This is a genomic window from Arthrobacter sp. USHLN218, assembly GCF_037144715.1.
In the GTDB taxonomy this organism is placed as follows: Bacteria; Actinomycetota; Actinomycetes; order Actinomycetales; family Micrococcaceae; genus Crystallibacter.
In genome coordinates, this window is record NZ_JBBCYT010000007.1 from 264,379 (window position 1) to 284,129 (window position 19,751).

At 69.4% G+C, this 19,751-nt stretch carries 17 protein-coding genes, 1 pseudogene and 1 riboswitch; of the genes and pseudogenes, 11 read left to right on the plus strand and 7 right to left on the minus strand.

What is annotated here, in order from left to right; translation table 11 throughout:
- Nucleotides 1-61 precede the first annotated feature (61 nt).
- The 3 genes from WFH44_RS16880 to WFH44_RS16890 form a co-directional block, all read right to left on the minus strand.
- On the minus strand, nt 62-1,597 hold the full coding sequence (locus tag WFH44_RS16880) for an endonuclease/exonuclease/phosphatase family protein (protein WP_336715162.1): 1,536 nt from the start codon (nt 1,595-1,597) through the stop codon (nt 62-64).
- A 200-nt stretch (nt 1,598-1,797) separates the two neighbouring features.
- Complete coding sequence (locus WFH44_RS16885; protein ID WP_336715164.1) at nt 1,798-2,577, minus strand: SDR family oxidoreductase; 780 nt, start codon at nt 2,575-2,577, stop codon at nt 1,798-1,800.
- Complete coding sequence (locus WFH44_RS16890; protein WP_336715166.1) at nt 2,574-3,458, minus strand: helix-turn-helix transcriptional regulator; 885 nt, start codon at nt 3,456-3,458, stop codon at nt 2,574-2,576. The genes WFH44_RS16885 and WFH44_RS16890 overlap by 4 nt, the downstream gene beginning before the upstream one ends.
- Before the next feature lie 102 nt (nt 3,459-3,560).
- Here WFH44_RS16890 and WFH44_RS16895 point away from each other — a divergent pair, with 102 nt between their 5' ends.
- From WFH44_RS16895 to WFH44_RS16925, 7 genes are all read left to right on the plus strand, one after another.
- The gene (locus WFH44_RS16895) at nt 3,561-5,012 is read left to right on the plus strand and encodes an MFS transporter (RefSeq protein ID WP_336715167.1); all 1,452 of its coding nucleotides are present in this window, start codon (nt 3,561-3,563) and stop codon (nt 5,010-5,012) included.
- 81 nt (nt 5,013-5,093) lie between these two features.
- The gene (locus WFH44_RS16900) at nt 5,094-6,089 is read left to right on the plus strand and encodes an aldo/keto reductase (protein ID WP_336715169.1); all 996 of its coding nucleotides are present in this window, start codon (nt 5,094-5,096) and stop codon (nt 6,087-6,089) included.
- A 142-nt stretch (nt 6,090-6,231) separates the two neighbouring features.
- Complete coding sequence (locus tag WFH44_RS16905; RefSeq protein ID WP_336715171.1) at nt 6,232-7,263, plus strand: zinc-dependent alcohol dehydrogenase family protein; 1,032 nt, start codon at nt 6,232-6,234, stop codon at nt 7,261-7,263.
- A 150-nt stretch (nt 7,264-7,413) separates the two neighbouring features.
- Nucleotides 7,414-7,606: riboswitch (cyclic di-AMP (ydaO/yuaA leader) on the plus strand.
- Between the two features lie 2 nt (nt 7,607-7,608).
- Nucleotides 7,609-8,589 (plus strand): hypothetical protein, encoded by a 981-nt coding sequence (locus WFH44_RS16910; protein ID WP_336715173.1) that lies wholly within the window; start codon nt 7,609-7,611, stop codon nt 8,587-8,589.
- A gap of 171 nt (nt 8,590-8,760) precedes the next feature.
- Nucleotides 8,761-10,410 carry a response regulator transcription factor gene (locus tag WFH44_RS16915; protein WP_336715175.1) on the plus strand — a complete coding sequence of 550 codons (1,650 nt, stop codon included), beginning with the start codon at nt 8,761-8,763 and terminating at the stop codon, nt 10,408-10,410.
- 115 nt (nt 10,411-10,525) lie between these two features.
- Entirely contained in the window at nt 10,526-10,909 is a 384-nt protein-coding gene (locus WFH44_RS16920; RefSeq protein WP_336715177.1) for a hypothetical protein, read from the plus strand.
- 31 nt (nt 10,910-10,940) lie between these two features.
- Nucleotides 10,941-12,041 (plus strand): class I SAM-dependent methyltransferase, encoded by a 1,101-nt coding sequence (locus tag WFH44_RS16925; protein WP_336715179.1) that lies wholly within the window; start codon nt 10,941-10,943, stop codon nt 12,039-12,041.
- On the opposite strand, the gene WFH44_RS16930 is transcribed toward WFH44_RS16925, so the two are convergent.
- The gene (locus WFH44_RS16930) at nt 12,042-12,944 is read right to left on the minus strand and encodes a ribonuclease Z (RefSeq protein WP_336715182.1); all 903 of its coding nucleotides are present in this window, start codon (nt 12,942-12,944) and stop codon (nt 12,042-12,044) included. It lies immediately after the preceding gene.
- Between the two features lie 87 nt (nt 12,945-13,031).
- Here WFH44_RS16930 and WFH44_RS16935 point away from each other — a divergent pair, with 87 nt between their 5' ends.
- The 3 genes from WFH44_RS16935 (at nt 13,032) to lysX (ending at nt 17,505) form a co-directional block, all read left to right on the plus strand.
- Nucleotides 13,032-13,316 (plus strand): DUF427 domain-containing protein, encoded by a 285-nt coding sequence (locus WFH44_RS16935; RefSeq protein ID WP_336715186.1) that lies wholly within the window; start codon nt 13,032-13,034, stop codon nt 13,314-13,316.
- An 82-nt stretch (nt 13,317-13,398) separates the two neighbouring features.
- Nucleotides 13,399-14,151, plus strand: coding sequence for a lipoate--protein ligase family protein (locus tag WFH44_RS16940; RefSeq protein WP_336715228.1), 753 nt, complete (start codon nt 13,399-13,401; stop codon nt 14,149-14,151).
- A gap of 27 nt (nt 14,152-14,178) precedes the next feature.
- Nucleotides 14,179-17,505 carry a bifunctional lysylphosphatidylglycerol synthetase/lysine--tRNA ligase LysX gene (lysX, locus tag WFH44_RS16945; RefSeq protein ID WP_336715189.1) on the plus strand — a complete coding sequence of 1,109 codons (3,327 nt, stop codon included), beginning with the start codon at nt 14,179-14,181 and terminating at the stop codon, nt 17,503-17,505.
- Nucleotides 17,506-17,536: 31 nt separating this feature from the next.
- Here lysX and WFH44_RS16950 read toward each other — a convergent pair whose 3' ends face one another.
- Nucleotides 17,537-18,187 carry a DUF1345 domain-containing protein gene (locus WFH44_RS16950; protein ID WP_336715192.1) on the minus strand — a complete coding sequence of 217 codons (651 nt, stop codon included), beginning with the start codon at nt 18,185-18,187 and terminating at the stop codon, nt 17,537-17,539.
- A gap of 169 nt (nt 18,188-18,356) precedes the next feature.
- Here WFH44_RS16950 and WFH44_RS16955 point away from each other — a divergent pair, with 169 nt between their 5' ends.
- Complete coding sequence (locus tag WFH44_RS16955) at nt 18,357-18,839, plus strand: DUF4262 domain-containing protein (protein ID WP_336715195.1); 483 nt, start codon at nt 18,357-18,359, stop codon at nt 18,837-18,839.
- Nucleotides 18,840-18,878: 39 nt separating this feature from the next.
- Here WFH44_RS16955 and WFH44_RS16960 read toward each other — a convergent pair whose 3' ends face one another.
- Nucleotides 18,879-19,508 carry an MBL fold metallo-hydrolase gene (locus tag WFH44_RS16960; RefSeq protein WP_336715197.1) on the minus strand — a complete coding sequence of 210 codons (630 nt, stop codon included), beginning with the start codon at nt 19,506-19,508 and terminating at the stop codon, nt 18,879-18,881.
- Nucleotides 19,505-19,751, minus strand: a pseudogene (locus WFH44_RS16965) (S-(hydroxymethyl)mycothiol dehydrogenase); the annotation flags it as partial. The pseudogene WFH44_RS16965 and the gene WFH44_RS16960, both read right to left, overlap by 4 nt.

Sequence of the window (19,751 nt, forward strand, 5' to 3'; positions counted from 1 at the left end):
CAGCCGGACCGCAGCGCTCGCCGGCTTTGGTCAGCGGGGTCCGGCCGGATGCATGGGAGCCTTACTTCAGCTTGAGCCTGGCCAGGACCATGTTGTGGTCCGACGCCGGGGTGGAGCGCAGCCGGCCCGCGGCGTCGATGTCGAGGACGTTCTCGTACGAGGCGGTGCCGGCGATGTTCTTCGTGAAGACGTAGTCGATGCGCCCGAACGTCGACGTCTGCTGTTTCCGGTAGCCGTTGGTGGTGGGGTAGAGGAAGTCGGTCTTCGCCGCCGAGGAAGCGGTGTCGGTCCAGCCCGCCTTGATGAAGGCCTCGTGCGGGGCGTTGGAGGGCAGCTGGTAGAAGCTGCTGTTCATGTCCCCGCCGACAACGACAGCGCGGTTGCGGGTGTTGATCGTCTTCATCTGCCGGTCGATGGTCTGCAGGACGGCGGTTTTGGAGACGGAGCCGGTCAGCGGCAGCTTAGGGTCGACGTGGTAGGACACGGCGTAGAAGATCTTGCCGGTCTTCTTCGATTTCAGGGCTACCCAAGCGGCACCGCGGCGGTCCTGGCCCGCCGGGGTCGGCAGGGCGAAAGTGCCCCGTTTCACGACCGTGTATTTGGAGCTTTTGTAGGCGACGCGGTTCCAGTAGTGCTTGGTGCCGGCCTTCTCCGGCGTCCGGTCCAGTGCATAGCCGATGGTCTTCAGCCGGGCCTGGAAGTCGGTCATGGCCTTGGTGCTGGCGGTGCCCGGGATGTTCACGTTCATGGCCTCCTGGAGCAGGAGCACGTCCGGGTTCTTCGCCTTGATGGTTTTCAGGTGCGTGAGCTTGCGGGTATTCCAGTGCGGGGCGCCGGTGACCGTGCAGCTGGCACAGAGCAGGTTCTGGCTGGCAACGGTCAGCGGCTCGCTGCCGCCGACGACCGGGGCCGCGGGGTAGGCGGTGAGCCGGACCGAGGTGCGGGTCTTGTAGGTCTTGTTGTGCGCCTGGACCCGAATGAAGCTCGGCATGGAGGAGCGGGATCCGTGCGTGAGGTTCCGGATGGTCAAGGTGGTGCCCGTGACGTTGAGGTAAGTGCGCGGCCGCAGCGTCATGGCCATGTTGTCCGCGATCGTCACCGTGTAGTGGGTAGTGTCCGCGGTGCGGTTCCAGCTGACCGTGATGCTGTCCTGCCCGCCGGTCGTCTCCAGTGCGGTGAATGCGCCGGGGTAGTTGGCCTGTGTCGTGGCCTTCAGCGTGGGCGACCAGGCCGAGCGGACGTACTCGCCGTAGTCGCTGCCGGGCTCGCGGTACAGCGCCCGGTACTGGATGTAGTAGGTAGTCGCGTCCTCCAGGTCGCCCAGGTATCGGCTGTTGACCTTCTCGATGACTGGTGCGCCGGCCATGTCGGAGCGTGTGGAAAAGCGGACCTCGTACCGGTTGGCCCCGGTGACCGCATCCCAGTCGAGGGTAAAGCCGGTGTAGCCGGCAGAGACGAGCTCGGGTTTGTCCAGGCTGGCTGCCACCTGTACCTGTCCAGGGGCCGGTGCCGCCATGGCGGTGCCGGGTACTAGGGCAGCGAGCAGTGATGCGGCGAGCAGGGCGGCCGCGGCGCGGCGCAGGGGAGTGGACTTCATGATGCTCCTAGGCGAGTGAGTGATCTCTAGGAGACATGCGTCGAACCCCCGAAGCCTTCCCCCGCACAAGAGTATGACCGCCAAACCGCGTTTGGGGAAACGTTGAACCTAGGAGGGCATCCCCGGGCGACGAAACGATCCTCAATCCGTCGATCGCCCGGGCCCCACGGTGCCGCACCTCCCCGGCCAGCGCGCCCGGTCTAACCTTTCGCTTCAGTGACCGCGGCTAGGTCGCGGCCGAAAGCCTCGGGTTCGTCATCGATAGGAAGGTCAACGGTGTTTTCGTCAGCGTCGAGGGATCCGGGGGAGTCCGGCCTGAGGGCAGCGAAGACCGCAGCGAGGTCATCCTGCTCGCTCCCGTGCTCGGCGACGAGCTCGAAGGTCTTGCTCCGGGCGGCATCGGTGCGAAGGCTGTCGATGAGCACGCGGGCAATTTGGTCACGCGCAATGGCACCGTCGGCGGGCGTGCCGCTTTGCCGGCGGTCGCCCTGGAGCATGACTATCCTGCGTTGGTCGGCCTGGTTGTGGTCGAACCAGCCCGGCCGCACGATTGTGTAGGGGTTGCCGCTGGCCTTCACGAGCCGCTCGCTGCGCAGCTTCCACTGGGTGTACGGCATGCCTGGCCTGGTCACACCAATCGCCGTCATGAGCGCGATGCGCACGCTTCTGCCCTCCAGCGCGCGGAGGATGTTGGCGACGCCGGCATAGTCGTTGTCGCGCACGTCGCGTTCGCTCGTGGTGGAGCCATGGGTAAGTACGACGGCGTCCACCTTTTCAACGGCAGAAACGAGTGTTTCGGGTCGGGTCAGGTCTCCGACGACGACTTCAACATCGTCGGGCAGGGTGCGTGCGGCGCGGGCCCGGTCGCGCACGAGTGCCCTGACGGTGTAGCCCCCGCGCAGCGCCTCGGCTACGGCGTGGCGGCCGATACTGCCGGTAGCGCCTGCAATCAATACTGTGAGCTGGCGGTTGTTCGTCATTTGTTCTCCTTGACGGCGCCAGTCTGCGCCGTTTCACGTTGTGTGGCCGCCCAGCTGGCGAGGACTTTCAGGGCGTCCTCCGACGGCGTGTTCGGGTCGGCGGTGTATACGTTGATCCGCAGTCCGGGGTCGGAGGGCAGTTCGAGGGCTTCGTATGTCAGGTCCAGGTCGCCGACGATGGGGTGGTGGAGCCTTTTGCGGCCGGTGCGGTGGTACTTGACGTCGTGCCGGGCCCATCGGGTGCGGAACTCCTCGCTGCGGGTGGAGAGTTCCCCGATCAGGTCCGTGAGGTCCTTGTCGTAGGGATTTTTCCCGGCGGTGGACCGCAGGACGGCGACGATGTCGTCGGCGCTGCGCTCCCATTCGGCGAAGAACTCGCGGGCCTTAGGGTTGAGGAAGGTGAATCGTGCGCTGTTGGGCGGGGTAGTTCGTTCTGCCATCATGTCCAGATAAAGGGCGCGGCCGAGCTCGTTGGCGGCCAGGACGTCGCCGCGGTCGTTACGCACCCAAGCGGGCGCCGTCGTAATCGCGTCGATGACCCGCTGCACACTGGGCCGCACCGTCAGGGGACTGCGCTTGCGCCGCACCCGGGGAGCGGCTGAAGCAGCGCGGGCCAGATCGAAAAGGTGGGCCGTCTCGGCGTCGTCAAGCTTCAGGGCGCGCGCGAGGGCCTCCAAAACGCTGTCCGAGGCGCCGGAGAGGTTTCCGCGCTCCAGGCGGATGTAGTAATCGATGCTCATCCCGGCGAGCATGGCGACTTCCTCGCGGCGCAGTCCGGCCACGCGGCGGTTGCCGCCGTAGGCCGGCAGCCCGGCTTCCTCGGGCGTGATCCGGGCACGGCGGGAAGACAGGAACTTCCGCACGTCGTCGCTGTGTGTCATGGGATCCACGCTACGCCCGGGCTTGGGAGCGAGGGAGGCACTGCCATTACCCGGAACGACCGTGACTCCCTGACTCTAAGGAATCGCGGTTGCATGGAAAGCATGAAACGAGCACCCACAACAGCTGCCCGCCCGGCGGCGATCCTGGCAATCATCCTGGCAAGCTACTTCATGATTCTTTTGGACAACTCGGTCATCTTCACTGCCCTGCCCAGCCTGCAGGCCGAGCTGCTGTTGAGCACCGGTGAGCTCTCGTGGATCCAGGATGCCTACACGCTGGTCTTCGGCGGCCTGCTGCTCCTGGGCGCCCGGGCCGGCGACTTGCTCGGGCGCCGGCGCGTGTTCGTGTTCGGGCTGGTGGTGTTCTCGCTCGCGTCGCTGCTGATCGGCCTGGCGCCGGCGGGCTGGTTTGCGATCGCCGGCCGCGCCGTACAGGGCGTAGGCGCTGCGATCGTGGCACCGGCGTCGTTGTCGTTGCTTACCGCGAGCTTCCCGGAAGGCCGTGAGCGGATCAGGGCCGTGTCCCTGTACGGGGCGACGGCCGGGATCGGCGCCAGCCTCGGGCTGGTGGTCGGCGGCGCCCTGGCCCATTGGATCTCGTGGCGGGCCGGGTTCTTCGTCAACGTCCCGATCGGGGCTTTGATGATCGCGCTTGCTCCCCGGTTCCTGCCCGAGACCGGACGCGCCCGCGGACGCTTCGACGTGCCCGGCGCGCTCACGGCGACCCTGGGCGTGGGCGCGCTCGTCTTCGGCATCATCCACACCGCCGAGGCCGGCTGGAACGAGCCGGTCACCACGATGGCAGTGAGCGCCGGCGCCGTACTCCTGGCCGTGTTCGTGCTGATCGAGCGCAAGGCGGCCCAGCCGATCATGCCGCTGCGCCTGTTCGCGAGCCGCCGCCGCACCGGCGCCTACGTGGCCCGCTTCCTCTACCTCGGTGCGATGATCGGGTTCTTCTTCTTCACCACGCAGTACATGCAGGAAGTCCTCGGCTTCAACCCGCTGCAGGCCGGGATCGGCTTCCTGCCGATGACCGCCGTGAACTTCGCCGTCGCCATGAGCATCCCGCCGCTGGTCAGGCGGATGCCGGGCTCGGCTGCCCTATTGGCAGGGATCCTGATCACCCTCGCCGGGATGTTCTGGCTCAGCCGGGCCGGGGCCGACTCGAGCTACGGGACGGCAGTCGCCCTGCCGATGATCCTCATCGGTGCCGGCCAGGGGTTGGCCTTCGCGCCCTTGACGTCATTCGGGATTGCCGGTGCCCCGGCGGCAGACGCCGGCGCCGCGTCCGGCCTGGTGAACACCTTCCACCAGGTAGGCACCTGCCTGGGACTCGGCATCGCCGTCGCGGCCGCAGCCACCGTCCCTGCCGGCGGCCCTGCCACAGGGCAACTGGCTGCGCAGGTCAGCGCCGCCCTCACCACCGGCAGCGTCCTCCTGCTCCTGGCCCTGGCGGTCAGCGCAGCCCTCATCCTGCCCGCAGACCTCGCGGCCCGGCGGATCCGCGAAACCCCGGCCACCGTGTCCGTGCCGCAGGCCGCGCACGCGCGCTGACCACCTGAACCCGGGTTCGTTCTTTGCAGCACCTGCCCCTCGACCACCACCTGTTCCCCACGAAACAAAGGAAAAACTCCCATGAAAACACGCAAGCTCGGCGACGGCCTGGAAACTTCTGCCATGGGCCTCGGCTGCATGGGCCTGAGCTTCGGCCTCGGCCCCGCTACCGACCGGGCCGAAGCCCTTGCCGTCATCCGGTCCGCCGCCGAACGCGGCGTCACCCTGTTCGACACCGCCGAAGGCTACGGCCCTTACCTCAACGAAGACCTCGTCGGTGAAGCCCTGCAGCCCATCCGGGACGACGTTGTGGTGGCCACCAAGTTCGGGTTCGACATCAACGAGAACGGCGAAACGGTCGGGCTCAACAGCCGCCCGGCGCATATCCGCGACGTCGTCGACGCCTCGCTGCGCCGGCTGCGCACAGACCACATCGACGTGCTTTACCAGCACCGGGTCGACCCGAACGTTCCGATGGAGGACGTCGCGGGCACCGTCAAGGACCTGATCGCCGAGGGCAAGGTGCGCCACTTCGGCCTGTCCGAGGCGAGCGAAACCAATATCCGCCGCGCCCACGCCGTCCAGCCCATCGCAGTCATCCAGGACCACTACTCGCTGTGGATGCGGGAGCCGGAAACCACGAAGTTCGGGGTCTGCGAGGAGCTCGGGATCGGACTGGTCGCCTGGGGCCCGCTCGGACAGGGCTTCCTCACCGGCGGCATCACCCGGGACATGAAGTTCGACCACCCCAATGATCTCCGCGCGGACTTCCCGCGCTTCATCCCGGAGGCACTCGAGGCGAACTTCGCCCTGGTCGACTTCCTTAAGGATTTCGGCACCGAAAAAGGCGCCTCCCCGGCACAGATCGCCCTCGCCTGGCTGCTGGCGCAGAAACCCTGGGTCGTGCCGATCCCCGGCGGCACACACCTGACCCACCTGGACGACAATCTGCCCGCAGCCGACCTCGAACTCACCGCGAACGACCTCCGGCGGATCGACGAAGCCCTCGCCGCCCTCGACCTCGTCGGCGCACCCCTCTCCGCCGGGCTCGACGCCGCCATCGACCGCGACCGCTAACCACAGGCAACCTACCGGCCCCGACTCCATCGAAGCCGGCCGGCTTAACACGCCGGCACTCATGGGGGTACTGACAGGCACTCCCAGGCGATCCATGCCCGGTGTTGACTGAAACCCGACACAACCACTAAGGAACCCCACCATGCGAGCAACACTGATGTACGGCGCCGGAGACGTGCGCGTCGAAGCCGTCCCCAACCCCGCCATCCAGGAACCCGCCGACGCGATCGTGCGCATCGTCGCAGGCTGCATCTGCGGCAGCGACCTGTGGCCCTACGCCTCCATGCCGCAGACCCCCGAGGGCGCGCGGATGGGTCACGAATTCGTCGGCATCGTCGAAGAACTCGGATCCGAGGTGACCGGCCTAGCGATCGGGGACTTCGTCATCGCACCGTTCGTCGCTTCCGACGGTACGTGCGATTTCTGCCGGGAGGGACTGCAGACCTCCTGCCGCCACGGGGCCCACTGGGGCGGACATGATGACGGGGGCCAGGGTGAATTCGCCCGTGTCCCGCAGGCCTCCGGGACCTTGGTCGTTGTCCCTGCCGGCTTCGATGAGAAGCTGATTCCGTCACTGTTGAGCCTCTCCGATGTGATGTCGACCGGATACCATGCGGCCAAGAAGGCCGGCATCGCGCCAGGCCAGACGGTCACGGTGATCGGTGACGGCGCGGTCGGCCTCTCAGCGGTCATCTCCGCCAAGCTGATGGGCGCCTCGCGCATCATCCTCATGGGACGGCACCCGGACCGCACGGACCTTGGCCGCGAATTCGGTGCCACCGACGTGGTTTCCGAACGCGGTGAGGAGGGCATCACCAGGGTCAAGGAACTCACGAACGGCGAGGGCACGCACGCCGTGCTCGAAGCCGTGGGCCTCAAGCCTGCGCTCGAGATGGCCATTGGCGTCGTCCGTGACGGCGGCGTCATCAGCCGCGTCGGGGCACCGCAGTTCTCCGACGTGCCGCTCGGGTTCCCCGAGTTCATGCGCAACATCACGCTCACCGGCGGCGTCGCGCCCGCCAGGGCGTACATCGACGAACTACTGCCGCTCGTGCTCGACGGCACCATCGAACCGGGCAAGGTCTTTGACCGGACCATTGGCTTGGACGACGTGCCTGCAGGCTATCGGGCAATGGCCAGCCGCGAAGCCCTGAAGGTACTCGTTCGCCCGTGACCCAGGTCCCGGGACCGACAATGGCCCCGGGACCTGCGTTTTGCCTGCTCAGCGCGTGCGTGAGCACGAACACATGTCACGGGTTTGTAACGATTCAGCAGGGGGCGATACGTTAGATGGCGCCATGCTCCGGACGGTGCCATGGCCTGGTGCGCACGCCGAACTCTGCCAGCGTACCTGTCCGTTCAATTGCACTGGCAGAGGTGGAGGAACCATCATCGGCGCCACCGGCGCCTTGGGGTGAAGTGCGGCCAGCCGAAGCAGTTCCTGCTGTGCGGCGGCCGCGCCGGGATGCTCTCTCTCGAATCCGACAGCTAACTTCTCAGGCGTGTAGAGAGGATTCCCGTGAAGATTCACTCATCGCGCGGTCGCCGGCGTGCCGGCTCCGCCGTTCCACCCGGCCGCCGCGTTCGCGGCCGCCGAAGCGCCGCCGCAGCCTCCTCTGCGGCCGGACTCTCCTCGGTTCGGAAGCCGGTGGCGTTCACCGGCATCGCCGCCGTCGCCACCGGGCTGGCAGCGGCCGTGGTCCTGCCGCTGATTCAGCCAGCGGAACCGGATGCCGCGGGCAACCCCTCGGACGCCAAGACGTTCACGACGACCGGATCGGTAGCGGTATCGACCAGCAGCACGACTCCCGCGTACGACCGGCCCACGGTGGACAGCAAGGCGGCCTCCACCGAGGCTGAACCAAAGCCGGCGGCAGGCGACGTGCTGCCGACCGCCGGCGCCGCTTCCCCGCAGGTCCCCGCGGCAGGAGCGAATGGCCCTGCCGAGGAGCCTGCTGCCGTCCCGACCAGCGACGGTGCGGGAGCAACGGGGACGCCGGAGGCTGCGAGCGCCCCGGCCACCGGCTCGACCCGGGACAAGGCGGCGGCCGCGACCGGTCCGTCCCGGGCCGCCACCGCGGACCCGACCTCGGTGCCGGAATCGACGGGCACGGCGGCGGCCGCGACCGGTCCGTCCCGGGCCGCCACCGCGGACCCGACCTCGGTGCCGGAATCGACGGGCACGGCGTCGTCCGCGCCGGCGAGCCCGCGCCCCACCGCATCCGCCACCCGCACCGAGCGGGCCGTGCCCGACCAGACCGCTCCGGCCCAGCGCAGCGCGCGGGCCACGACGTCGGTGTCTCCGAAGCCTGCTCCGTCCACCGAAACGACCGCTCCCGGTGGTCTTCCCGTGCCTGGCGTATCGGTGGAAATCGGCACTTCGGAGGGCGAAGCGGCGCTGGGGAAGCTTCGGGCAGTGCGCGGCGAGACCGTCGACGACCCGAACTGGCGCTGGATCCGCGCGCATCTGCACGGGCGCGAGGAAGAACGCAGCCGCTAGGCCCTCGTGCTGGTCCGCGGGGACAGAATCCCGCACGCCCCTGCCTCGGACCTGCGGCGGGAGTACGACGGCGGAACTCACGTTCCGCCGTCGTACTTGCTTGAGCTGCGGGCAGCTCAACGGCGGCTCGACCAATTCCCGGATGCGGGATTACCGTTGAGATGGAGTCCGATGATGGACGATTTCAACGCACTGGTGGACACGGCGCGGACGGCCTACGCCCGCGGTGACTGGCATGCCGCCTATCGGGATTTCGGGCGCGCCAGGGAGCTCTCCGGATTGTCAGCGGCGGATCTTGGCCTGCTGGGCAGCGCCGCCTGGTGGGTCGGGGAGGTCCGGGAATCGCTGTCCCTGTCCGAGGAGGTGTACCACCGCTTCCTGGACGGTGGCGAGCCGGCCGAAGCGGCCATGAAAGCGTTGAACCTGGGCCTGTTGTGGTTCATCCGGGGCGACCTCGTGATTGCCTCCGGCTGGGCCAGCCGGGCTCGGCGGATCCTGGCCGACATGCCGGAGGGGCCGGCGCAGGGCTACCTGCTGTACCTGGACGCGTCAATTGCCTTCGACTTCAGCCCCGACGGACCGGCGGCGCAGGCCGCGGCACGGCTGCAGGAGCTGGCCCGCCGGCACCGCGCACCGGAGCTGACCTCGTTCGGGTTGGTCCTGTCCGGGCTGGTCGATCTGCGCGCCGGCAGGACGGCGTCGGGTTTCGCGCAGCTGGATGAGGCGATGCTGCCCGTGCTCGCCGGGGCGATCCCGCCGGAATGGGCCGGGGACATCTACTGCACGGTGATCCATGCCTGCCATGAACTGGGGGACCTGCCGCGCATGAGCGCCTGGACCCGCGCCACGGAGCAATGGTGCCAGCAGTTCCACGGGGAAGTGGTCTACGCGGGCATCTGCCGCATCCACCGGCTGCAGCTGCTCAGTGTGGAGGGCCGGTGGGGCGAGGCGGAGGCGGCCATCGAGCGCAGCGGCGCGGAGCTGGTCGGCCGGAACAACTGGGTGGCGGGCGAGGCCTTCTACCAACTGGGCGAGCTGAGGCGGCTCCGCGGCGATGCCGGCGGAGCGCAGGCAGCCTACGCCCGCGCCCGCGAGCTGGGCACTGACCCGCAGCCGGGGGAGTCCCTGCTGCAGCAGGCGGCGGGCCATAGCGACGCGGCATGGGCCGGGCTGTGCTCGGCGCTGGCCGGGCGGGACCGGCTGGCGTGCGCGCGCCTGCTCGAGCCGGCGGTCTGCATTGCCCTGGCCCGGGGGCTGCGGGACGAAGCGGAACGGTTCTGCACCCAGCTGGAGGAAACGGCGGCCGAATTCGGCACGGCCTGCTTCCGCGCGTGGGCCGGACACGCCAGGGCGGAAGTGCTGGTCGACGCGGCAGACTTTGCGCACGCCCTGCCCCGGCTGCAGTCTGCGGCCGCGGGATACCGGGCGCTGCAGGCCCGGTATGAGACGGCCAGGCTCTACGAGCTGTCCGCAAGGGCGCACCGCGGGATGTCCCAGCCGGCCGTGGCCGACGCCGACGAGGCCACGGCGCTCGCAATCTACCGGGAGCTCGGCGCGCTGCCCGACATCCGGCGCTTCGACCGGACCCCGCTGCCCGGTGGCCTGACCGAGCGGGAAGCCGACGTCCTGGCCCTGATCGCTTCGGGGGCCAGCAACAAGGACACGGCCCAGGCGCTGTTCATCAGCCAGAAGACCGTCGGCCGGCACCTGGCCAACATCTTCGCCAAGCTCGGAGTGTCGTCCCGCACCGCGGCCGCCGCCTGGGCCCATGAGCACGGCCTGCAGCCCGCGGGAGCCCGCAGGCCGGCAGGCTCTGCATGAAATGGCCCATGCCGCGGCCGGAGGAAATGGGTAATCGTCCCGACGCGCCGGTTCTCGCCGCTCCGTAGCGTTGATGGTGCACAGCCAGTGCACACAGCGTGAAGGAGCAGCAGTGATGGATATCGATCTGGCGGTCCTGGCCGGCGGTGTCTCCACCGTCATCTTCGCCGGCAGCGTCATGCCGATGATCGTCAAGGCGGTGCGGACCCGCGACCTGGCGTCCTACAGCCTGGGGAACCTGCTGTTGAGCAACACGGGGAACCTCGTCTATGCCGTCTACGTCTACAGCCTCCCGGCCGGGCCCATCTGGGCGCTGCACGGTTTCTACATCCTTTCGACCGCCTTCATGCTGGCCATGTACCTGCGCCACGGTGCGCTCGCGGACCGGCGGAAGGCCCGTCCGCCGCGCACCGGACAGGATGAGCGGCAGCCGCGGCAGGGCACCGAGGCCTTGTCCGGACTCCGGCAGTCCGCCGCCTCCGGAGCCGTGGTCCCGTAACGCAGGTCCGCTACAGCAAAGGAAAAGAAAAATGACCATCGACCAGGAAACGACTCTGGAAGAACTCGGTAGCGGCCATGACGCCGCGGCGGCGGCTGCCGCCGCGGGAGGCTACCTGGAGATCCTCAACAAGGCTGCGATCGCCCTGCTCACGAGCGTCGGGCACCAGACCGGCCTGTTCGAAACGCTGGCGCAGCTGCCGGCGGCGACGAGCAGGCAGATCGCCGACGCGGGCGGCCTGGACGAACGCTACGTCCGGGAGTGGCTGGGCGGCATGACCGCTGCGGGGATAGTCCGCTACGACGCCGCCGGCCGCACCTACCTGCTGCCCCGCGAACAGGCGGCCGTCCTGACCCGGGCCGCGGGCCCGAACAACATGGCTCTGCTGATGCAGCACATCTCCATGATGGGCGAGGTGGAGCAGAAGATTATCGACCGCTTCCACCGCGGCGGCGGCCTGGCCTACGCCGAGTACCCGCACTTCCACCGCAACATGGCGGAGACCAGTGCGGCAGTCCACGACGCGGCCCTGCTGGACGTGATCCTGCCGCTCGCGCCGGAAATGCCGAAACGCCTGGCCCGGGGTATCGATCTGTGCGACATCGGATGCGGCAGCGGCCACGCGATCAACCTGATGGCCAGGGCCTTCCCCGCCAGCAGGTTCACCGGCTACGACTTCTCCGGGCATGCCATTGAGGCCGCCCGCGCCGAGGCCGGCCGGATGGGCTTGGCGAACGCGTCCTTCGAGGTGCTGGACGTGGCGGCCCTCGACCGGGAGCAGGCCTTCGATGCGGTGACCGCGTTCGACGCGATCCACGACCAGGCGCACCCGGCGCAGGTGCTCGCGAACATCCGCAAGGCGCTGCGGCCCGGCGGGGTGTTCCTGCTGGTGGACATCAAGGCCTCCAGCTACGTCGAGGACAATGCCGCCCTCCCGTGGGGCAGCTACCTGTATGCCATTTCGATGTTCCACTGCATGAGCGTCTCGCTCGGGCTCGACGGCGACGGGCTGGGTACCGTCTGGGGCCGGCAGCTGGCGCTGTCCATGCTCTCGGACGCGGGCTTCGGCCGGGTCGAGGCCAAGGAGATCGAGTCGGATCCGTTCAACCTGTACTTCGTGGCAGGGCTGTAGTCAGGCCCGCGGGAGGACGTGCCGCCGCTTCGGGAGCCTGATCCTCTCCAGGTCCTTCGCCGCGAGGACCGTGGCACCGCCCGCCCGCGCGCCGGCCTGCTCCGCCAACACGGACACATCGTCCCCGTAGCGGGAGGAGAAGTGCGTCAGCACCAGCGTGCCGGCCCCGCCGGAGGCAGCCAGCGCACCGGCCTGTCCGGCGGTGAGGTGGCGATACTGCGAGGCGAGCCCCTCGTCGTCGTCGTTAAAGGTGGACTCGGTGACGAGCAGGTCGGTGCCGTCGGCCAGTTCCTCGGCGCCGGGACACACGGCGGTGTCCATGATGAAGGCGAAGCGCTGGCCGGGACGGTACACGCTCACGTCCTCCAGGCGCACGCCGTTGAGGCTGCCCTCGCGCTGGAGCCGTCCGACGTCGGGCCCGGCGATGCCGGCCGCGGCGAGGCGCTTGGGCAGCAGGGTGTGGCCGTCCGGTTCGGTGAGGCGGTAGCCGTAGGTCTCGATCCGGTGCCGCAGTTCCCGGACCTCGAGCCCGGCAGCGATGGGGCCGGCCGAGCCGTGCGGGCAGAGCCGCAGGTCGATTCCGGGGGAGGCTACCGAGACTAGCGCACGGACCACGTCCTCGCCGGAGGCCGGGTAGTGCAGATAGACCGGATGGGGCACGCCGTCCAGGGCCATGCGGGAGAGCACGCCGGGCAGGCCGTAGCAGTGGTCCCCGTGGACGTGGGTCAGGCAGATCCGCGTGATCCGGGTGGCGGAGACGCCGGCATGGATCATCTGCCGCTGCGTCCCCTCACCCGGGTCGAAGAGCAGGCCTTCGCCGTCCCAGAGCAGTAGGTACCCGTTGTGGTTCCGGGTCCTCGTGGGGACCTGCGACGCTGTGCCGAGAACGATCAGTTCGCGCATGCCACCGAGTGTGCCATGTGATTGGCGGCTGCGGGACGTTACCGGTTTACTGGTAGGAACGGCCCCAGCGGCACGAGGGAGAAGGACATGGTCAGGGCAGTATGGCGCGGCGCGGTGATCGCCGAATCCGAGGACACCCTGGTGGTTGAAGGCAACCACTACTTCCCGCGCGACAGCGTCAAGGACGAATACCTGGTCCCTTCCAGCCACCATTCCGAGTGCGGCTGGAAGGGCACGGCCCACTACTACTCGCTCGACGTCGACGGCGAGCGCAACCAGGATGCCGCCTGGTACTACCCGCTGACTACCCCGGAGGCCGAAAAGATCCAGGGCCGGGTTGCCTTCTGGCGCGGAGTGACCGTTGGCGACTGAACTGGCGGCCGGCGGGGCGGCGAAGCGGCCGGAAGCCTCCGGGCCGTCGTCCGCCACCCCGGGGCCGGCGTGGCCCGGGGACCTGGACCGGTCGCTGTCGTGGGTCCGGCAGGACGTCTCCTTCGGGGCCGCGGAAGACCTGGATTACGGGCTGCGGATGCTGCAGGCGGCCAAGGCCGGCCGGCTGGGGGCGACGGTGCGGATCTACCGGCCGGAACCGAGCGTGGCTTTCGGCCAGCGCGACGCGCATCTCGCCGGCTTTGCCGAGGCCGCGGAGCGCTGCAGGGCGCTCGGGTTCGAGCCGCTGGTGCGCAAGGCCGGGGGACGCGCGGCGGCCTACCACCGCGGGTGCCTGGTCATCGACCATGTGCAGCCGGAAGCCGACGCCATCGCAGCCTCGCGGCACCGCTTCGCCTACTTCGGCGAACTGCTGGCGGCGGCGCTGCGGGATGCCGGCGTGACCGCCCGCATGGGGGAGATTCCGGGCGAGTACTGTCCGGGGGAGTACAGCGTGCACGGGGTTCCCGGGTACGACGGCGGTACCCGGGTCAAACTCGTGGGCACCGCCCAGCGGGTCGTCTCCGGGGCCTGGCTCTTCTCCTCCGTGATCGTGGTGGAGGACTCCGGGCCGCTGCGGGAGGTGCTGGTCCAGGCGTACGACGCGCTGGGGCTGGAATGGGACCCGGCGACCGCGGGCGCCGCGGACGACCTGGTTCCCGGTATCGGGGTAGAGACGGTCGAGCGCGCCGTGCTCGCCAGGTACCGCGCTGACTGGGAACCCGAGGAGTCCGGCTTCCTGGTGCTGCTGGACCGGACCGGGCGGCCGGGCGACTAGGACCCGGAAGCGGCGGGACGGTGGAACATGGGTCGGTCGATCACCCCGAACAGGCCCGGCGGGCGCAGGCACCGCCGTCCGGAGCCCACGCCGGCGCAGGAGCGCTGGGCCCGGATCCTGACCTGGCTCTACGCGGTGGCGACGCTGACCGCCGTCGTCCTCTGGCTCGCGCGGATCGCGGGATTCCCGTCGCGGCTGCCCGTGGTGGTGGCGTTCGGCGCACTCAACATTCCGCTGACGCCCTCCCTCGTGTCCATCGTGGTCCTGGCCCTCGTCACCGGCGCGCTGTTGCGGCGCCGGCGCGTGGCGCTGATGCTGTTGGCGATCTTCGCCGTGCTGGGGCTGCTGGTCTCGGCGGCTATCCTCGCCGAGCTGTGGGGGCGCCCCGCCGGCGACCGGCCGGCCGCAGCCGCGCTCGCCGCGGGCACCATCATCGAGCTCATCGGGATCGTCGCCTCCGTGCTAACCCTGTGGCTCGTGTGGTGGGTGCGTCCGGCGTTCCCGGCGCGGACGCGGGCCGGCGCGGCACGGGCGGCCGCCCTGACCCTGGTCGGCGGAACAGTGTTATCCGTGGGGCTCCCGCACCTCCTGCTGCGCGCCCGGACCGGGCCGGCTGTTGATGGTCTGGACGTGCTCGGCGTGGCGGTGCTGCGCGCCCTCGGCCTCCGGGTGGCGCCGGCCTTCTACCGGCAGATCCCCGAGGGTATCCCGCTGCTGACGTCGATCCTGCTGGCCGTGACGATCGTGGCTACCGTCTTCGTCTTCCTGCATTCGGGGCGCAGGCCGGGCGCCTGGACGAGCGGACAGGAAATCGCCCTGCGCGGCCTGCTTGCCGAGTACGGCGGCAACGATGCGCTCGGCTATTTCGCGACCCGCCGGGACAAGGAACTGATCTTCGCTCCGGACGGGCGCGCCGCCGTGGCCTACAGGGTGGTTGGCTCGGTATGCCTGGCGGCGGGGGACCCGGTCGGGGATCCGGCCGCCTGGCAGCCCGCGGTGGAGGCGTGGAAGCGCCACGCACGCCGGTTCGGCTGGACACCGGGCGTGGTGGGCGCATCGGAAGAGGCGGCACGGGTGTTTGCCGCGGCCGGGCTCGGCGTTTTGGTGCTCGGTGACGAGGCAATCCTGTATGCGGACCAGTTCTCGCTGACAGACCGGAACCTGGCCGATGTACGGCGCGCCGTTCGCCATGCCCGCCGGGAGGGTATTGAAGTCCGGATCCGGCGGCAGTGGGACGTGCCGCCGGCAGAACTGGCTGCCCTGGGGGAGCTGGCGGACAAGTGGCGGGGGAGCGCAAGCGACCGCGGATTTTCCATGGCACTGAACCGGTGGGGCGACCCCGCCGACGGGCGTTGCCTCATCGTCACCGCACACGCCGACGGCGGTGCCGTCACGGGCCTCCTGTCCTTGGTGCCCTGGGGGAGGAACGGGCTGTCCCTGGACCTGATGCGGCGCTCGCCGGAGGCCGCCAACGGGACGACCGAACTGCTGGTCGCCCGCCTGATGGAGCAGGCCAAGGACCTCGGGATTGCCCGGATTTCACTGAACTTCGCGATGTTCCGGGGGCTGTTCGCCGATGCCGACCGGCTCGGCGCCGGGGCGGTGACCCGGCTCAATACGTCCTTGCTGGGCTTCTTCGAACGGTTCTTCCAGCTGGAGCGGCTCTACCGGTCCAATGCCAAGTACCGGCCCGAGTGGTTCCCCCGCTACCTGTGCTTCGACGGACTCCTGGTGCTGCCCCGGGTGGCCCTGGCGGCGGCGCAGGTCGAGGGTTTTGTGCCCGGGCTGTGGCACCGGGAAGCCCCGCAGAACCGGCTGACGGAAGCGGAGCTCGAGCTGGTCGGTGCGCTCGAGGCTGCCCCGCCCCGCCCTCGCGGCCCCGCCCGCAGGCTCTCCGCGCAGACCCGGCACCGGCTGCGGCACGCACAGATGCTCCGGGATGCGGGGATGGAGCCGTACCCGGTCGGGATGGCGCCCGCAGTCCCGGTTGGGTCCGTCGACGGCGGACCGGGGCAGCCTTGCCGGGTGTACGGGCGGATTTGCGGACTGCGCCACCACGGCGGCGTGCTGTTCGCCGACCTCACGGATGGCGGGCGCACGGTGCAGGCGGTGCTGGAGCGCGAGGTCCTCGGCACGGAGCGGCTTCGCCTGCTGAGCCGGGCGCTGGACGTCGGCGACCTCGTGGTGGTTACCGCCACAGCCGCGCGATCCCGCACCGGCACGCCGTCGTTCCTGGTCTCGCAGCTGGAGGTGGCTGCGAAGGCGCTGCATCCCGTGCCGTACGTCCGCGGGCCCGTGGCGCCGGGCGGCCGTCCGCGGCACCGTGAAATGGACCTGCTGGTTCGCCCGGCGGGACGGGACGTGCTGGCGCGCCGGGCTCGGGTCCTTAGCGAAATCCGGCGCCTGCTCGGGGAAGAAGGCTACCGCGAGGTCGAGACACCCATCCTCGCGGCGCCGGGCGGCGGTGCGGCCCGCCCCTTCCGCACCTACAGCAACGCGTACGGGGCCGATTTGACCCTGCGCACCGCACCCGAGCTCTATCTCAAGCGGCTGTTGGTCGCGGGAACCGGCCGCATCTTCGAGATCGGCCGCAACTTCCGCAACGAAGGGGCCGACGCGACCCACAGCCCGGAGTTCACTTCCCTGGAGGCGTACAGCCCGTTCGCCGACTATGCGGACATGAAAGAGCTGACCGAACGACTGATCAAGGCCGCGGCCACGGAGGTGCACGGAGCGGCCCTGGTGCCCCTGCGCAGGGCACAAGCCGCGGGGGAACCTCCGGAACTGACCGATGTCTCCGGACCGTGGGCGTGGGTCAAGGTCCTCGACGCCGTCTCCCAGATCCTCGGCCGGCGCGTTACTGCCGACTCGGACCCCGAGCTCCTGGTGCGGCTCGCCCACCGGCACGGGCTCGCCGTCGGTCCCGGGGCGGACGCCGGAACCGTACTGGAGGAACTCTACGCCCGGATCGTCGAACCGGCCACGGTCTTGCCGACGTTCTACTACGATTTCCCGGCCGAGAGCACACCGCTGGCGGCCCCGCACCGCAGCGGCGCCGGCTTGGTGGAACGGTGGGACCTGGTGGCCAACGGGATGGAGATCGGCACCGGTTACTCGGAGCTGACGGACCCGCTGGAACAACGCCGCCGGCTCACCGAGCAGGCCCTGCACGCCGGCGCCGGCGCGGCCGGCGCGGCCGGGGTCGACGAGGGGTTCCTGTTCGCGTTGGAGACCGGGATGCCGCCGGCCGGCGGGCTCGGGATCGGGATCGACCGGCTCATGATGCTGCTCGAGGGAACCAGCATCCGGGACGTGCTGAGCTTTCCGTTCAGCAAGCCGGGAGCCGGGCCTTGACCGCTGCGCTCCGCGGGTGCCGTCCGGCGGTTCAGCGCACGAGGCCAGCCACCAGGTTGATGGTGGTGGCGAGCACGATCGTGCCGAGCAGGTAGGAGAGCAGGGCATGGCGCAGCACCGTGGCACGGACCGCGGCGGTCTTCAGGTCGGTATCCGAAACCTGGAAGGTCATGCCGATCGTGAAGGCCATGTAGGCAAAGTCCCGGTACGCCGGGGATGACGCCTGATTGAAGTCCACGCCGTCATGGTCCCGGTAGTAGAGGAACGTGTACCGCAGGGTGAAGAGCGTCTGCACCAGGCACCAGGAGAGGATGATCCCGCCGAGGGCGACGCCGATAATTCCCGCCTTCAGCGGTCCGTCGGCTTCTCCCGCGTCCAGCAGGATGAGGGCGACGCCGCCGAAGCTCGCCAGCGTTGCCGCCAGGATGAGGACGTCCGAGGCCGCCCTGCCGGTGTCCTCGCGGACCGCATGCGCCGCGGTGGCGGCAGGCGAGAGGCCGCCGATGACGGACCACACCCACACCAGGTAAGTCACGCAGGCCGCCGCCCAGCCCACTGACGGGGCATAGGTCCAGGACCAGTAGGACCCCGCCAGCCCTCCCGCCAGGGTGCCCGCCGCCAGCATCGCCGCCAGCCGGACCCCGGAGCGGTGCTTCCCGCTGTCATAGCTGGGGACCGTCATGCGCACATTCTGGCACAGACCGGACTGGCCGTGCCGTCCTGCGCGCCTCCTGCCGCCGGCGCAATGAACGGCCCCGCCCGTGGTAATCCACAAACGGCAAGCAGCCGGTATCCCCGGCCGACGGCGAGGGCCAGACTGATTCCACGACAGGTCACCTGAAGGAGGCAGCATGTGCGATATCTGCAACGGCATGTCGGTGCGGCAGCTCATGGAGAAGATTCGGATGAACATCGCGCGGCACGGCTGGCACGCCGCGCTGGTGGAAGGCGGTCCGGATTTTCCCGCCTTCGGCTACACGGTGGGACTGACGGAGCTGCGGCACGCGGAGATCCTCATCGCCGGCAGGGAACCGCGGGAGATCTACCTGATGCTGGCCGAGATGGCGCACATGGTGATCGGCCGCGGCACCCGGCTGCCGGCCACTCTCAACGTGCGGCTCAGTACCCGGCGGGTCTATCTGGCGCCGATGGAGGAGCAGGACCAGGAAGAAGTGCTGCTGTACGCCCGCAAGCTGTACGGGCGTCGCCTCCGGGCGGTGCAGGCCGTGTGGGCGGACGACGGCGGCCACCTGCCGTGGCAGCAGGACGGGGTCGACGTGCTGACCCAGCCCCTCTACGGCACGCCGCCCGGCCTCACTCCCGTGCGGGAATGAGGCCGGGCGGCGGTATCGCGGGGACGGTGCTCGTCCGGCCTAGTGGCCGCGGGCGATCCATTCGTCGAGGTGGGGTGCCTCGGCTCCGATGGTGGTGGCGTCGCCGTGGCCGGTGTTGACGGTGGTTTCGGCGGGCAGGGTGAGCAGGCGGCTCTTGATCGAGTCGATGATGGTTTCGAAGCTGGAGTAGCTGCGGCCGGTGGCGCCGGGGCCGCCGTTGAAGAGGGTGTCGCCGCTGAACAGGACGCCCTCGGAGGGCAGGTGGAAGCACACGGAGCCGGGGGAGTGGCCCGGGGTGTGCAGGGCGGTCAGGGTGGTTCCGGCGACGTCGAAGGTGTCGCCGTCGTTGATCGTGTGGTCCGGGGCGGCGTCGGGGAAGACGGCGTCCCAGAGCATGCGGTCGGCGTCGTGCAGGTAGACTTCGGCGCCGAGCAGCTGGCGGGTTTCGCCGACGGCCCGGATGTGGTCGTCGTGGCCGTGGGTGAGCAGGATGGCCTTGACGGTCCGGTTTCCTACTGCCTCGGCGACGGAGGCCGGGTTGTGGGCCGGGTCGATCACGATGGCTTCGGAGTCGTCGCCGAGGATCCAGACGTTGTTGTCGACGTCCCAGGTGCCGCCGTCGAGCGAGAAGGTGCCGGAGGTGACGAGGTTCTCGATCCGGATGCTCATGCGGTGGCTCCTGCGGGTTCGATTTCCACGACGGAGCGGAGGACTTTGCCTTCGTGCATTTTGTTGAAGGCTTCTTCGATTTGGTCGAGGGTGATGCGTTCGGTGACGAAGGCGTCGAGGTCGAGGTTGCCTTGCTTGTAGTGGTTGACGAGCATGGGGAAGTCCCGGGAGGGGAGGCAGTCGCCGTACCAGGAGGACTTCAGGGCGCCGCCGCGGCCGAAGACGTCGAGCAGGGGCAGTTCG